Annotated in this window: 11 protein-coding genes, 4 tRNA genes and 2 other RNA genes; 16 read left to right on the top strand and 1 reads right to left on the bottom strand. The window is 50.0% G+C overall.

What is annotated here, in order from left to right:
• Positions 1-33 precede the first annotated feature (33 nt).
• The 16 genes from wecB (at position 34) to J1C60_RS17535 (ending at position 11,586) form a co-directional block, all read left to right on the top strand.
• Entirely contained in the window at positions 34-1,164 is a 1,131-nt protein-coding gene (gene wecB / locus J1C60_RS17610; RefSeq protein WP_128176354.1) for a non-hydrolyzing UDP-N-acetylglucosamine 2-epimerase, read from the top strand.
• Positions 1,161-2,423 (top strand): UDP-N-acetyl-D-mannosamine dehydrogenase, encoded by a 1,263-nt coding sequence (gene wecC, locus J1C60_RS17605; RefSeq protein ID WP_128176352.1) that lies wholly within the window; start codon positions 1,161-1,163, stop codon positions 2,421-2,423. The genes wecB and wecC overlap by 4 nt, the downstream gene beginning before the upstream one ends.
• The gene (gene rfbB, locus J1C60_RS17600) at positions 2,420-3,502 is read left to right on the top strand and encodes a dTDP-glucose 4,6-dehydratase (RefSeq protein WP_128176351.1); all 1,083 of its coding nucleotides are present in this window, start codon (positions 2,420-2,422) and stop codon (positions 3,500-3,502) included. The genes wecC and rfbB overlap by 4 nt, the downstream gene beginning before the upstream one ends.
• Before the next feature lie 22 nt (positions 3,503-3,524).
• Positions 3,525-4,406 (top strand): glucose-1-phosphate thymidylyltransferase RfbA, encoded by an 882-nt coding sequence (rfbA, locus tag J1C60_RS17595; RefSeq protein ID WP_128176349.1) that lies wholly within the window; start codon positions 3,525-3,527, stop codon positions 4,404-4,406.
• A complete protein-coding gene (gene rffC, locus J1C60_RS17590) occupies positions 4,384-5,076 on the top strand; it encodes a dTDP-4-amino-4,6-dideoxy-D-galactose acyltransferase (protein WP_128176391.1) in 693 nt (230 codons plus the stop codon). Before rfbA ends, rffC begins: the two co-directional genes overlap by 23 nt.
• Positions 5,077-5,080: 4 nt before the next feature.
• The gene (gene rffA / locus J1C60_RS17585; protein WP_128176347.1) at positions 5,081-6,211 is read left to right on the top strand and encodes a dTDP-4-amino-4,6-dideoxygalactose transaminase; all 1,131 of its coding nucleotides are present in this window, start codon (positions 5,081-5,083) and stop codon (positions 6,209-6,211) included.
• A gap of 1 nt (position 6,212) precedes the next feature.
• A complete protein-coding gene (gene wzxE, locus J1C60_RS17580; protein WP_128176345.1) occupies positions 6,213-7,463 on the top strand; it encodes a lipid III flippase WzxE in 1,251 nt (416 codons plus the stop codon).
• Positions 7,460-8,533 carry a TDP-N-acetylfucosamine:lipid II N-acetylfucosaminyltransferase gene (locus J1C60_RS17575; RefSeq protein ID WP_128176343.1) on the top strand — a complete coding sequence of 358 codons (1,074 nt, stop codon included), beginning with the start codon at positions 7,460-7,462 and terminating at the stop codon, positions 8,531-8,533. The genes wzxE and J1C60_RS17575 overlap by 4 nt, the downstream gene beginning before the upstream one ends.
• Positions 8,530-9,882: an ECA oligosaccharide polymerase gene (gene wzyE, locus J1C60_RS17570; RefSeq protein WP_128176342.1), complete on the top strand. Its 1,353-nt coding sequence runs from the start codon at positions 8,530-8,532 to the stop codon at positions 9,880-9,882. Before J1C60_RS17575 ends, wzyE begins: the two co-directional genes overlap by 4 nt.
• A gap of 43 nt (positions 9,883-9,925) precedes the next feature.
• A complete protein-coding gene (gene wecG / locus J1C60_RS17565; RefSeq protein WP_128176340.1) occupies positions 9,926-10,666 on the top strand; it encodes a lipopolysaccharide N-acetylmannosaminouronosyltransferase in 741 nt (246 codons plus the stop codon).
• A 168-nt stretch (positions 10,667-10,834) separates the two neighbouring features.
• A tRNA-Arg gene (locus J1C60_RS17560) sits at positions 10,835-10,911 on the top strand.
• Between the two features lie 64 nt (positions 10,912-10,975).
• Positions 10,976-11,051 (top strand) — tRNA-His (locus J1C60_RS17555).
• Positions 11,052-11,066: 15 nt separating this feature from the next.
• Positions 11,067-11,153 (top strand) — tRNA-Leu (locus tag J1C60_RS17550).
• A gap of 26 nt (positions 11,154-11,179) precedes the next feature.
• A tRNA-Pro gene (locus J1C60_RS17545) sits at positions 11,180-11,256 on the top strand.
• 35 nt (positions 11,257-11,291) lie between these two features.
• Positions 11,292-11,421, top strand: a non-coding RNA gene (locus tag J1C60_RS17540) — RtT sRNA.
• A 35-nt stretch (positions 11,422-11,456) separates the two neighbouring features.
• A non-coding RNA gene (locus tag J1C60_RS17535) (RtT sRNA) lies at positions 11,457-11,586 on the top strand.
• 644 nt (positions 11,587-12,230) lie between these two features.
• Here the strand turns inward: J1C60_RS17535 and hemY are convergent.
• Positions 12,231-13,415 (bottom strand): protoheme IX biogenesis protein HemY, encoded by a 1,185-nt coding sequence (gene hemY, locus J1C60_RS17530; protein ID WP_128176338.1) that lies wholly within the window; start codon positions 13,413-13,415, stop codon positions 12,231-12,233.
• Positions 13,416-13,417: the final 2 nt, after the last annotated feature.

Here is a 13,417-nt window from a genome sequence, read left to right as displayed (position 1 = left end):
CCGTATTACTGCAGACGAATTAAGAGAGATACCGTGAAAGTATTGACCGTTTTCGGCACGCGACCTGAGGCCATAAAAATGGCCCCGCTGGTAAAAGCCCTATCTGACGACCCTGATATCGACTCACGTCTGTGCGTCACTGCGCAGCACCGTGAAATGTTGGATCAAGTGCTGCGCCTTTTTGCCCTGGTGCCTGATTATGATTTGAATATCATGCGTCCTGAGCAGGGCCTGACCGAAATTACCTGCCGTATTTTGCAAGATTTGAAGGCAGTTTTTGATGAGTTTAAGCCTGACGTCGTATTGGTTCATGGTGATACCACCACAACGCTGGCAGCTAGCCTCGCTGCCTTTTATCATCGTATTCCTGTGGGCCACGTTGAGGCCGGTTTGCGCACTGGCGATCTTTACTCTCCGTGGCCTGAAGAAGCAAACCGTAAACTGACAGGCCACCTTGCTACTTTTCATTTCACGCCAACGGAAACCTCGAGGCAGAATTTGCTTCGTGAAAATCTGAGTGGTGAGCGTATTTTCGTTACTGGAAATACCGTGATTGACGCATTGCTATGGGTAAGAAACCGAATACTTGGTGATGAAGCGCTGCGTAGCAGCCTGACAACGCGTTACGCCTTTTTACAGCCACAGAAGAAGATGATTTTGGTCACTGGGCATCGTCGTGAAAGCTTTGGTGGCGGATTTGAACGTATTTGCCAGGCACTGGCTGACATTGCGCGTTTACATCCTGAGGTGCAAATCGTCTACCCTGTGCACCTTAATCCTAACGTCAGTGAGCCGGTTAACCGCATCCTGTCGAATATTGAAAATATTGTCCTGATTGAGCCGCAGGAGTATCTGCCCTTTGTTTGGCTGATGCATCGCTCATGGTTAATTCTGACCGACTCTGGCGGCATACAGGAGGAGGCTCCGTCGTTAGGTAAACCGGTATTGGTTATGCGTGATACGACAGAGCGTCCCGAAGCCGTTGAGGCGGGAACCGTTAGTCTGGTAGGAACCGATGTGGAGAAAATCCTGGCGGAAGTCACACGTCTTTTAACAGACGACGAGGCGTATCAGACGATGAGTCGCGCCCACAATCCTTATGGCGATGGACATGCCTGCGCGCGTATTATACAAGCGCTTAAAAATAATAGAGTAACACTATGAGTTTCAAAACGATTTCCGTTATAGGTTTGGGCTATATTGGTTTGCCAACCGCAGCGGCTTTTGCATCAAAAGGGAAAAAAGTTGTCGGAATTGATATTAATTCTCACGCGGTAGAAACCATCAATCGCGGTGATATTCATATCGTTGAACCCGATCTTGATAAAGTTGTAAAGCTGGCGGTGGAGAACGGGTTTTTATCTGCTGCTACCCAGCCGGTTGCCGCTGATGCGTTTTTGATTGCGGTACCGACACCCTTTAAAGATGGGCATCAACCCGATCTGAGCTATGTGGAGGCAGCGGCAAAATCGCTGGCACCGGTATTAAAAAAGGGTGATCTGGTGATTCTGGAGTCGACATCGCCCGTCGGCGCCACGGAGCAAATGGCTGAGTGGCTGGCGGAAGCAAGGCGCGATCTGCGTTTTCCGCAGCAGGTGGGTGAACAGGCCGATATTAATATTGCCTATTGTCCTGAGCGCGTCTTGCCTGGGCAGGTGATGGTTGAGCTGATTAAAAACGATCGGGTAATTGGCGGAATGACGTCGGTTTGCTCGGCGCGCGCCAGCGAGCTTTATACTATTTTCCTTGAGGGTGAGTGCATCACGACCCATGCGCGCACAGCAGAGATGTGCAAACTGACTGAAAACAGTTTTCGCGACGTTAACATTGCGTTCGCCAATGAGTTATCGGTGATTTGTGCCGAACAGGGCATAAACGTCTGGGAGCTGATTAGCCTGGCAAACCGCCATCCGCGAGTGAATATTCTTCAGCCAGGTCCGGGTGTCGGCGGGCACTGCATCGCAGTCGATCCCTGGTTTATCGTCGCCCAGAATCCTCAGCTGGCAAGGCTTATCCGCACTGCTCGTGAGGTTAATGATGATAAACCGCATTGGGTTCTGAAACAGGTGAAAAACACCGTTGCGGATTGCCTTATAGCCAGTAATAAGCGCGCCAGCGAGCTGAAAATTGCCTGTTTTGGTCTGGCATTTAAGCCCAATATTGACGATTTACGTGAAAGTCCGGCGATGGAAGTTGCGCATTTAATTGCGAACTGGAACGTTGGTGAAACATGGGTCATTGAACCAAATATAGATAGCCTTCCCTTAAAACTGGCGAATGCCGCAACCCTTGTTTCCATTGACGATGCCCTTGAATATGCCGATATTCTGGTGATGCTGGTTGACCATCATCCTTTTAAAGCGATCGATGCCACACGAATTAAACAGGAATGGATTGTGGATACCAAAGGAGTGTGGCGGTGAAACGTATCCTTGTTACTGGAGGTGCCGGATTCATCGGTTCTGCTGTCGTCAGATATCTCATCGGGCAGACCACGCATCAGGTGAGGGTTATCGATAAGCTCAGTTATGCTGGCAATCTGGCCTCTCTGGCATCGGTTGCTGGCAATGCACGCTTTACGTTTGAAAAAGTGGATATCTGCGATCGTAGTGAAGTTGATCGCGTTATTACGGCATTCCAACCTGATTTGGTTATGCATCTGGCGGCTGAAAGCCACGTCGATCGCTCGATTGATGGCTCTGCTGCGTTTATCGAAACGAATATTGTCGGTACCTGGCAGTTACTGGAAGCGAGCCGCCATTATTGGGCCTCGCTGGATGCAAAGAAAAAAGCAGGCTTTATTTTTCACCATATCTCTACCGATGAAGTCTTTGGCGATCTGGACGACAGCCAGGCTTTTTTCACTGAAGAGACGCCGTATGCTCCCAGCAGTCCATACTCTGCCAGCAAGGCCAGTAGCGACCACCTGGTACGGGCATGGTGGCGTACCTATGGTTTACCGGTGATTGTGACAAATTGCTCGAACAATTACGGCCCCTACCATTTCCCGGAGAAACTGATCCCGTTAATGATCATCAATGCGTTATCGGGGAAACCACTACCTGTTTACGGCAACGGCAGACAGATCCGTGATTGGTTGTATGTCGAAGATCATGCGCGTGCGTTGTACCAGGTTGTCACGCAGGGGAAGCCTGGCGAAACCTATAACATCGGTGGCCATAATGAGCGTACCAATATTGATGTGGTGGAAGCCTTATGTGCGCTCTTAGAAGAGCTGGCACCGAATAAACCGCAAGGCGTCAAACAGTATCGCGATTTGATTCGTTGGGTGACTGACCGACCTGGCCATGACCAGCGTTATGCCATTGACGCGGGTAAAATTGAGAGAGAATTGGGATGGCGCCCGCAAGAGAGTTTCGACAGCGGTATCCGTAAAACCGTCACTTGGTTTTTAGAAAACGAAAGCTGGTGGCAAGCTATCCTGGATGGTAGCTATCAGGCTGCGCATCCCGTCCTGTCACCAACGACCACCACGCGTTAAGCGCAAGACAGAGGAGCATGCTATGAAAGGTATCATTCTTGCTGGTGGCTCAGGAACCCGGCTGTATCCGATCACGCGTGGAATATCGAAGCAGCTTTTGCCCATATATGACAAGCCGATGATTTATTATCCGCTTTCTGTCCTGATGCTGGCTGGAATCCGCGAAATCCTGATTATTACCACCCCGGAAGATAAATCACATTATCAGCGTCTGCTTGGTGATGGCGCAGAGTTTGGCATTACCCTTCAGTATGCTGAGCAACCCCATCCCGACGGCCTGGCACAGGCGTTTATTATAGGTGAGACTTTTATCGGTGATGAATCATGTTGCCTGGTATTGGGTGATAACATCTACTTTGGTCAGGGATTTAGTCCGAAGCTGAAAAGCGTCGCAGCGAAAACATCCGGTGCGACGGTATTTGGCTACCAGGTGATGGATCCTGAGCGGTTTGGCGTGGTGGAGTTCGATGATGATTTTCGTGCGATTTCGATAGAGGAAAAACCTGCGCGGCCAAAGTCAAACTGGGCGGTGACCGGACTATATTTCTATGACAACAAGGTTGTGGAATACGCTAAACAGGTAAAGCCTTCCGTGCGCGGAGAACTGGAAATCACCTCAATAAACCAGATGTATCTTGATAATGGTGAGTTGACCGTGCAATTGCTGGGGCGCGGTTTTGCCTGGCTGGATACGGGGACTCATGACAGCCTGATAGAGGCGAGTACATTTGTACAAACGGTCGAGAAACGTCAGGGATTCAAAATCGCCTGCCTGGAAGAAATTGGCTGGCGCAATGGCTGGTTAAACGACGACGACGTGCGTCGTTCGGCAGCCGCGTTGTCAAAAACCGGCTATGGCAAATATTTACTGGATCTTCTTCATGCCCGTCCTCGCCAGTATTAGCCCCCTTGAGTGGGAAAGTCACTTTTTTGGGATAAAAAGTGCAAGGCTTACCTTTGATGACGCTCAACCGCTGGATGTTCTGCAAATGCAAGCTTATGAGCGGATACAGGCGAAAGTGAGCGCAGACCGGACTGACCTGTTAGATGTGCTTGCCGGACAGGGCTTCAGGCTGGTTGAAGGCGAAGCTGAGCTGCAACTTAACGTTGAATCCACCGAGCGGCAGTCCGGCATTCGTATTGCCCGTGTGGAGCATATACCGTTATTACGTGATGCAGCCAGTGCGGCTTTTGCTCGTAGCCGTTTTCGCGAACCTTGGTATCAAGCGGGTGATAGCGGTCGTTTTTACGCGCAGTGGATTGAAAATGCGGTGCGTGGCACCTTTGACAATCAGTGTTTGCTGGCAGTCGGTGAGACGGGGGCGTTGCAGGGGTTTGTCTCGTTACGTGAGTTGGATAACGGCGCCGCGCGTATCGGCCTGCTGGCAACACTGCCAGAAATGCAGGGGCAGGGTGTTGGAACACGCTTGATGAACGCGGCCGCCGACTGGTGTCAGGCGCGTAGGCTCTCCAGTCTGCGAGTGGCGACCCAATTAAGTAATCTTGCCGCAATGCGGCTTTATCTTCGTTGCGGAGCTTCACTTGAAAGCACTGCATACTGGCTATACAGGTAATCTGATGATTCCATTCAATGCTCCACCGGTGGTGGGAACCGAAATCGAATATATGCAGTCGGCAATGGGCAGCGGTAAATTATGCGGTGATGGGGGCTTTACGCGCCGCTGTCAGCAGTGGATGGAGCAGCACTTTGGCTGCAAAAAAGTATTACTGACGCCATCCTGTACTGCATCTCTGGAAATGGCGGCGATCCTGATCGATATTAAGCCCGGTGATGAAGTCATTATGCCGAGCTATACCTTTGTATCAACGGCTAATGCTTTTGTCTTACGTGGTGCAACCATCGTGTTTGTTGATGTCCGACCAGACACCATGAATATCGATGAAACCCGCATAGAAGCGGCGATTACGGATAAGACACGTGCGATCGTACCGGTCCATTATGCGGGCGTAGCCTGTGAAATGGATACGATTATGGCACTGGCACAAAAGCACGGTCTGATGGTTATTGAAGATGCGGCACAGGGCGTGATGTCAGAATACAAAGGCAAAGCGCTGGGTAGCATTGGTCACATTGGTTGTTTTAGCTTTCACGAAACGAAAAACTATACGGCCGGTGGTGAAGGTGGGGCGGTACTCATCAACGAAAGCTCGCTCGTGGAGCGGGCGGAAATCATTCGTGAGAAAGGCACTAATCGCAGCCAGTTCTTCCGTGGACAGGTAGATAAATATACCTGGCGCGATATCGGCTCCAGCTACCTGATGGCCGATCTTCAGGCGGCTTACCTGTGGGCGCAGCTCGAAGCGGCGGACCGCATCAACGAGCAGCGTTTACGTCTGTGGCAGCGTTATTATACGGCATTACTGCCGCTTGCCGAGGCTGGCCGGATTACGCTGCCCTCGGTGCCTACGCATTGCCAGCATAATGCCCACATGTTTTATATCAAACTCAAGAACAACGACGATCGTAGTGCGATTATCAACTGGTTGAAAGAGGCGGAAATTCTTGCGGTCTTCCATTACATTCCGCTGCACTCCTCACCCGCGGGAGAACGGTTTGGTCGTTTTGACGGCGACGATCGCTACACTACGATCGAGAGTGAACGGCTGCTGCGTTTGCCACTGTTTTACAATTTATCCGATAATAACCAGAGCACGGTAATTAACTCGCTACTGAGTTTTTTCTCCTGATATGTCACTGGCAAAAGCGTCAGTGTGGACGGCGGCGTCCACGCTGGTAAAAATTGCAGCGGGCTTGCTGGTGGTGAAACTGCTGGCGGTCAGCTATGGGCCGGGTGGTGTAGGACAGGCGGGAAATTTTCGTCAGTTGATTACCGTGTTGGGGGTATTGGCCGGTGCCGGGATTTTTAACGGCGTCACCAAATACGTTGCTGAATATCAGCAGCAGCCCGATCGGTTATACGCCGTTACGGGTACTGCAACCAGTATGGTGCTTGGATTCTCTACCTTACTGGCAGTGATTTTTTTGCTGGCGGCAAAACCGGTCAGTGTTGGACTGTTTGGCCACTCTGATTATCAAAACGTCGTCCGTATCGTTGCTTTCCTGCAAATGGGCATTGCCTGGGCCAATTTATCGCTGGCAATCATGAAAGGTTTTCGTGATGCGGCAGGGAATGCGCTGGCGCTGATTATCGGTAGCCTGATCGGCGTTATGGCATGGTACGCCTGCTACAGGCTGGGCGGGTACAGTGGAGCGCTGGTCGGGTTAGCCCTCGTACCGACGCTGGTCGTGATTCCCGCAGTGTTAATACTGGCAAAGCGTAACCACCTGCCACTGCATTACCTGAAGCCACAATGGCACGGCGAACTGGCGAGAAATCTTGGCAAATTTACGCTGATGGCGTTAATCACCTCAGTGACATTACCTGTTGCCTGGGTCATGATGCGTAACTTGCTGGCGTCCCGCTATGGCTGGGAATCGGTTGGGTTATGGCAGGGCGTGACCAGCATATCTGATGCCTATTTACAATTCATCACTGCCACCTTCAGCGTTTGGTTGTTGCCTACGCTTTCACGCCTAAATAATAAAGCTGACATCGCGAATGAAATTTTCCGGGCGTTACGCTTTGTGATACCAGCAGTGGCAGCCGCCAGTTTTTGCGTCTGGTTACTGCGTGATTTTACTATCTGGCTGCTTTTTACCAGCAAGTTTAGCGGCATGCGGGATCTGTTTATTTGGCAACTAATCGGTGATGTATTCAAAGTCGGATGTTATATTTTCGGATATCTGGTGATCGCCAAAGCGTCCCTTCGGCTCTATATTCTGACGGAAATTAGCCAGTTGATTCTGTTAACGGCATTTTCTCGCTGGCTCATCCCGCTCTATGGCGCGACCGGAGCAGCACAGGCCTATATGGCAACCTATATCCTCTATTTTGCGCTCTGTTGTGGCGCCTTTGTTATTTATCGTCGAAGAGCATGAATACACTGATTCACGTACTGGGATCGCCTATCCCGCACCATAACCAAACGGTATTACGTTTTTTTAATGACGTGATGAGCATACAGCAGCCTGCTGACGGTGCCCGCCATTTTATGGTGGTTGCCGAAGACGCCCGTGTTTTCACGGATTTTCCTCAGCTGAATATTGAGTGTTTTCCCTCAAAAAAAGCGCTGGCACAGGCGGTAATCCAGCGAGCCAAACATCGACAAACGCGTTTCTTTTTTCACGGACAATTCAATTCTGGGATATGGCTGGCTATTCTGAGCGGCAAGTTACGCTCTTCGCAAGTATTCTGGCATGTGTGGGGGGCTGACCTGTATGAAGAATCAGGTAGCCTGAAATTTCGCGTGTTCTATTTGCTGCGCCGTTTTGCCCAAGGGCGGGTGGGGCATGTTTTTGCCACGCAAGGTGATATCAATCATTACCAACGGCGGCATCCACGTACGCCGGTATCTTTGCTCTACTTTCCGACACGGATGCCAAGTGAGCTTCCGGAGATTATCACGCCTTCTCATCCGTTTACCATTCTGGTGGGTAATTCCGGGGATGCCAGTAATCATCACATTGAAGCGTTAGAGGCTATTTATCAGCAATTTGGCGATAACGTAAACGTAGTGGTGCCGTTAGGGTACCCGGCGGATAATGATGCCTATATCAGTCAGATCCGCCGTGCTGGTGAAGCGCTATTCCGTGCAGAGAATTTGCAGTTGCTTACGGAAAAGCTCGATTTCACCGCATATTTGCAGCTGATCGCCCAGTGTGATTTAGGCTATTTTATTTTTAAACGTCAGCAGGGTATTGGGACATTATGTTTGTTGATCCAGGCTAACGTACCGTTTGTGCTAAGCCGGGAGAATCCCTTCTGGCAAGATTTAGCAGGACAGCACGTTCCAGTGCTCTTCAGTGATGACCCGCTGGATCAAACGCTGGTTGCGGAAGCACGACGACAGATGAGCCTGCTGGATAAACAGCGCATTGCCTTCTTTGACCCGGCTTATATTGATGGTTGGAAACATGCACTGTTGCTTGCTGAAGGGGATAGGGCATGAGCATGATGGCGTTTAGCGGGTTATTGACGGTTTATCTGTTATCACTTGGCTTTATCCTCACGCTCACCTGGCGCGAATTCCGCCGTGTGCGCTTTAATTTTAACGTATTCTTTTCATTGCTTTTTTTACTGACATTCTACTTCGGTTTTCCGCTTACTGGCCTGCTGGTCTTTCAGTTTGATGTCAAAGTCGTCCCCTCCGAGTATCTGTTGCAGGCGCTGTTGGCCGCGACGGGGTTCTATGCGATCTATTATGTCAGTTATAAGACACGTCTTCGCGCGCATGGCGACCGGTCTCGACGACCGCTATTTAGCATGAATCGCGTTGAAACGCATTTGGTCTGGATGCTGCTGGCACTCATCGCATTGGTCACCGTGGGCATCTTCTTCATGCACAATGGCTTTTTACTGTTGAAATTGCGCAGCTACAGCCAGATTTTTTCCAGTGACGTTTCTGGGGTTGCCCTAAAGCGTTTTTTTTATTTTTTCATCCCCGCCATGTTAGTGATCTATTTCCTGCGGCAGAATTTTCGTACCTGGTTACTTTTCCTTGTCAGCACCGTAGCTTTCGGTTTGCTGACGTATGTCATTGTTGGTGGAACGCGTGCCAATATCATCATTGCTTTTGCGTTGTTCTTGTTTATAGGGATTATCCGCGGCTGGATCACACTGTGGATGCTGGCCGTTGCAGGCGTGTTAGGCATCCTTGGCATGTTTTTACTGGCGATGCGACGCTATAACCTGGATGTCAGTGGTGCTGAGACATTTTATACTTTCCTTTATTTAACGCGTGATACCTTTTCGCCGTGGGAAAACCTCGGATTATTGCTGCAAAATTACGACAAGATCGATTTTCAGGGATTAGCACCGATTGTGCGCGACTTTTATGTTTTTATTCCCAGTTGGCTTTGGCCGGAGCGTCCTCAAGTCGTGCTGAATAGCGGTAACTACTTTACCTGGGAAGTGTTGAATAACCACTCAGGGCTGGCGATTTCGCCCACGCTTATTGGTTCACTGCTTGTCATGGGGGGCGTGGCGTTTATCCCGTTGGGCGCGATTGTGGTGGGTTTTATCATTAAATGGTTCGACTGGCTTTATGCGTTGGGAAAATACGAGAAAAACCGCTACAAAGCGGCGATTTTACAAAGCTTCTGCTTTGGCGCGGTGTTTAATATGATTGTGTTGGCGCGGGAAGGGCTGGATGCTTTTGTCTCGCGCGTGGTGTTTTTCTGTATTGTTTTTGGGGCGTGCGTGCTAGTGGCGAAACTGCTGTACTGGCTGTTTGATCGTGCCGGTCTCATTCGGCAGCACTTCTCTCGGGGTCGCGCTTACCCGCTGATACCACAATAAATTCTCTACCGATTAAATGATCGGAACGATGTAAGGGAAACGAATGGATAATATTCCTGTTGCACCGCAGTATCAGATCAGGGGGCTGACGCTATATGGTTTTCGCGATATGCCCCAGTTTTTGGATTTTCTTTTTGCTGGTGGCAGAGTAAAAACGGGTTCTCTGGTGGCGATAAACGCTGAAAAAGTGTTAACCGCAGAGAGCGATGCAGATTTTCATCAGTTAATTGCAGCAGCAGAGTATAAGTATCCTGACGGCATCAGTATTGTGCGTTCGATACGCAAAAAATACCCACAGGCTAAGGTGACGCGTATTGCCGGGGCAAATCTGTGGGAAGCGCTGATGGAGCGGGCTGGGCGCGAAGGGGTGCCGGTATTTTTGATCGGTGGTAAACCGCAGATACTGGAACAAACGCAAGATAAGCTGCGTCGTCAGTGGAACCTCAATATTGTGGGTACCCAGGATGGCTATTTTGATGTTGCCGATCGTGATGCGCTTTTTCAGCGGGTTCGGGAGAGTGGTGCGAAAATAGTGACGGTGGCGATGGGGTCGCCAAAGCAGGAAATTGTGATGCGGGATTGCCAGGCTCTGTATCCTGAAGCCCTCTATATGGGCGTAGGTGGAACTTATGACGTTTTTACCGGCCATGTGAAGCGTGCCCCACTGATCTGGCAAAATTTGGGACTGGAGTGGCTTTATCGCCTGATCCTTCAGCCAAGCCGTTTGCGCAGGCAGCTCCGACTGCTGAAATATCTGGGTTATCATTATCGTGGGCAACTCTAAGCGATGGTTTTCCGGTAGGTTAGCTGCATTTTGCATGGTAGCGATGCGACAAAAACGGCGGTTGTTTCGACGGAATGCGCAAAGCGTAATCAAACGCGTTTTTTTGTGAAAAAAGCACTGGACAGGTTCGGCCCGGATCCGTAGTATGCACATCCGCAACGGCGCTACGCGCCCGTAGCTCAGCTGGATAGAGCGCTGCCCTCCGGAGGCAGAGGTCTCAGGTTCGAATCCTGTCGGGCGCGCCATTATTTTTGTGCGCATAGAGCTGCGGCGGTATGTAATACCGTGTTAGTTAAAGAAGTAACTGTGGTGGCTATAGCTCAGTTGGTAGAGCCCTGGATTGTGATTCCAGTTGTCGTGGGTTCGAGTCCCATTAGCCACCCCAAATTTTGCAAGGTACGCGAAGGTGGCGGAATTGGTAGACGCGCTAGCTTCAGGTGTTAGTGTCTTAACGGACGTGAGGGTTCAAGTCCCTCTCTTCGCACCACGCAAAATAAAGTGCCAGCATTATTTCGGCGAGTAGCGCAGCTTGGTAGCGCAACTGGTTTGGGACCAGTGGGTCGGAGGTTCGAATCCTCTCTCGCCGACCATATTTAAGAAACCTGCTTTAAAAAGCAGGTTTTTTTTCGTCTGGAGTTCAAAGAGGATGAGAACCTCCGAAGGAGGTTTGAGCCGAGCGCAGCGAGACAACGTTGCTTCAGCAACGGCCCGCAGGGCAGCTCTCGCAGAGAGCGGTCATCCTCTCTCGCCGACCATATTTAAGAAACCTGCTTTAAAAAGCAGGTTTTTTTTCGTCTGGAGTTCAAAGAGGATGAGAACCTCCGAAGGAGGTTTGAGCCGAATGCAGCGAGACAACGTTGCTTCAGCAACGGCCCGCAGGGCGGCTCTCGCAGAGAGCGTTCATCCTCTCTCGGCGACCCTATTTAAGAAACCTGCTTTAAAAAGCAGGTTTTTTTTTCGTCTGGAGTTTAGTGAAGCTCAATCCTGTGAAATACAGCTGAACCACATAAGGTGTCTCAAAGTAGAGACGTATAACTATTTGTTTTATAATTTTTTTTACAGATGTCTTTTTAACTGTCGTTTTATGACGACATGATAAAGGCTAACCGTAGCATGATAGCGACAGTATGGCTCCCTGATTTTTCATAGTTTGAATAAATAAGAATATAAAATCAGTAGGTTGCATTATTCGGAATAAGGGAAATTCTACACTGGCACGCGTTGTGCAATACTAAATATGTAGATGCTCATTCCACCCCTTATGTTTGCTGATGCTTCATAAAATTGGGAATGATGCAGAGCCAATTTACGGTACTTGTTGCCCGACCAGCCAATATCGTTTTTCTCTCATACTTCAAAGTGCAGGTTTGTTGACTGAACGCGAAGTATGCAGGGCTAGAGGACCTTATTGGAAAGTGGGCATTACGTTGAGTCTGGTACCAATCGGTTGTCTTACCGATCTGATCTTTATACCTGCCATTTTGGCAGGTTTTTTTTTGCTTAAAATCAGACTAAAAAAACCGGAGGGCGATGGCCTCCGGTATTGTATGGTGTGTTTCAGCCTCTAGTTTTTCAGCGTGAGCAATAAACCATCCCGTCGCATTTGTGCCGCTTCTTCGGGTTTATGCAGACGCTCCAGCGTATCGGCCAGCCAGGCATAATCAAACGCGTCGGGTCGCTGCTGCAAGGCTGCGTGAAAAGCCTCGCTCGCCTGCTCCCATTCGCCATGCTTCATCAACAGCTGCCCCAGCGTGCTATGGAGTAATGCTGTTGCACCATGCTGTTTAATCTGCTGGCGGAGGGCTTTCTCAAGTTGTTCAGGGTTGCCTGTTTTGAGGCGCGGCATTAATAACACCAGACGTTCGTCATATTGACGCTTAAGACCATCTAAAACGATCTGCTGTGCAGTTTCATGGTCGTCGCATTCAATAAGATGATTTGCCATTGCAACCTGCAATGCCGTTTCGTGGCGCGTTTTACGGCTTTGATCCTGCCACCAGCGCTTCAAACCTTCACTACCCTGATCTGCCATTGCCTGATTCATCAGACCAAGCCATGCCTGTTGCTGAAGTGCTTGTCGATGCGCATCGTCGCTGACCTGCGCTTTCTCCATCGAAGGCAGAATATCCAGTATGGAACTCCATGCGCCGGTACGCACATAGGCCTGCTCGGCAAGCCTCAGCACTTCTGGATGACGTGGCGCGATTTCCAGCAAACGGTCAATACCGTGTCGGGCTGCATGATCTTCGTTACGCGCCAGTTGAATGCGTACCCGAGTGATCTCAACAGGAAGTTGATCGCTTTCTGCCAGCTCGGAGGCACGTCCCAGATGCTGATTGGCGCGGATCTCGTCGCCGCGCTGCTGGGCAGCTTCGGCAGCTAACAAATAATTCACTACGGGCTGTTCTGCATGGTCGGCATTGCGTGATAGGAGCTTCTCAACCTGTTTATAATCACCCTCAGCCAGCTTGATTAATGCAGCATTGGTCTGTTTACGCGCTCGGCTACGTTTACGTCCAAGGAACCAACCTCGCGTTCTGGCCCCGGTACGGAAAATCCGGCGTAAGATTGATTCAAGAGCAAAAATGATCAGTAAAGCGACGATCAATATGATAACCAGACCAGTCACACTGGTTTCGATATTCCAGTTATCGGTTTGAACCAGGACATAGCCCTGATGGCCTGCGATCATCGGGCCAATCACGACGCCTGCGATTAACAGAAGAAAAAGCAACAGAACTTTGAGCATGC

It is taken from the genome of [Pantoea] beijingensis (assembly GCF_022647505.1).
Classification (GTDB): Bacteria; Pseudomonadota; Gammaproteobacteria; order Enterobacterales; family Enterobacteriaceae; genus Erwinia; species Erwinia beijingensis.
The sequence above is the reverse complement of the archived record's forward strand: the minus strand, read 5'-3'. Positions and strand labels throughout refer to the sequence as shown.

Coding starts and splice junctions, on each gene's coding strand:
- wecC (WP_128176352.1), top strand. CDS start 1,161: ATGAGTTTCAAAACGATTTCCGTTATAGGTTTGGGCTATATTGGTTTG.
- rfbA (WP_128176349.1), top strand. CDS start 3,525: ATGAAAGGTATCATTCTTGCTGGTGGCTCAGGAACCCGGCTGTATCCG.
- rffC (WP_128176391.1), top strand. CDS start 4,384: ATGCCCGTCCTCGCCAGTATTAGCCCCCTTGAGTGGGAAAGTCACTTT.
- rffA (WP_128176347.1), top strand. CDS start 5,081: ATGATTCCATTCAATGCTCCACCGGTGGTGGGAACCGAAATCGAATAT.
- wzxE (WP_128176345.1), top strand. CDS start 6,213: ATGTCACTGGCAAAAGCGTCAGTGTGGACGGCGGCGTCCACGCTGGTA.
- J1C60_RS17575 (WP_128176343.1), top strand. CDS start 7,460: ATGAATACACTGATTCACGTACTGGGATCGCCTATCCCGCACCATAAC.
- wzyE (WP_128176342.1), top strand. CDS start 8,530: ATGAGCATGATGGCGTTTAGCGGGTTATTGACGGTTTATCTGTTATCA.
- wecG (WP_128176340.1), top strand. CDS start 9,926: ATGGATAATATTCCTGTTGCACCGCAGTATCAGATCAGGGGGCTGACG.
- hemY (WP_128176338.1), bottom strand. CDS start 13,415: ATGCTCAAAGTTCTGTTGCTTTTTCTTCTGTTAATCGCAGGCGTCGTG.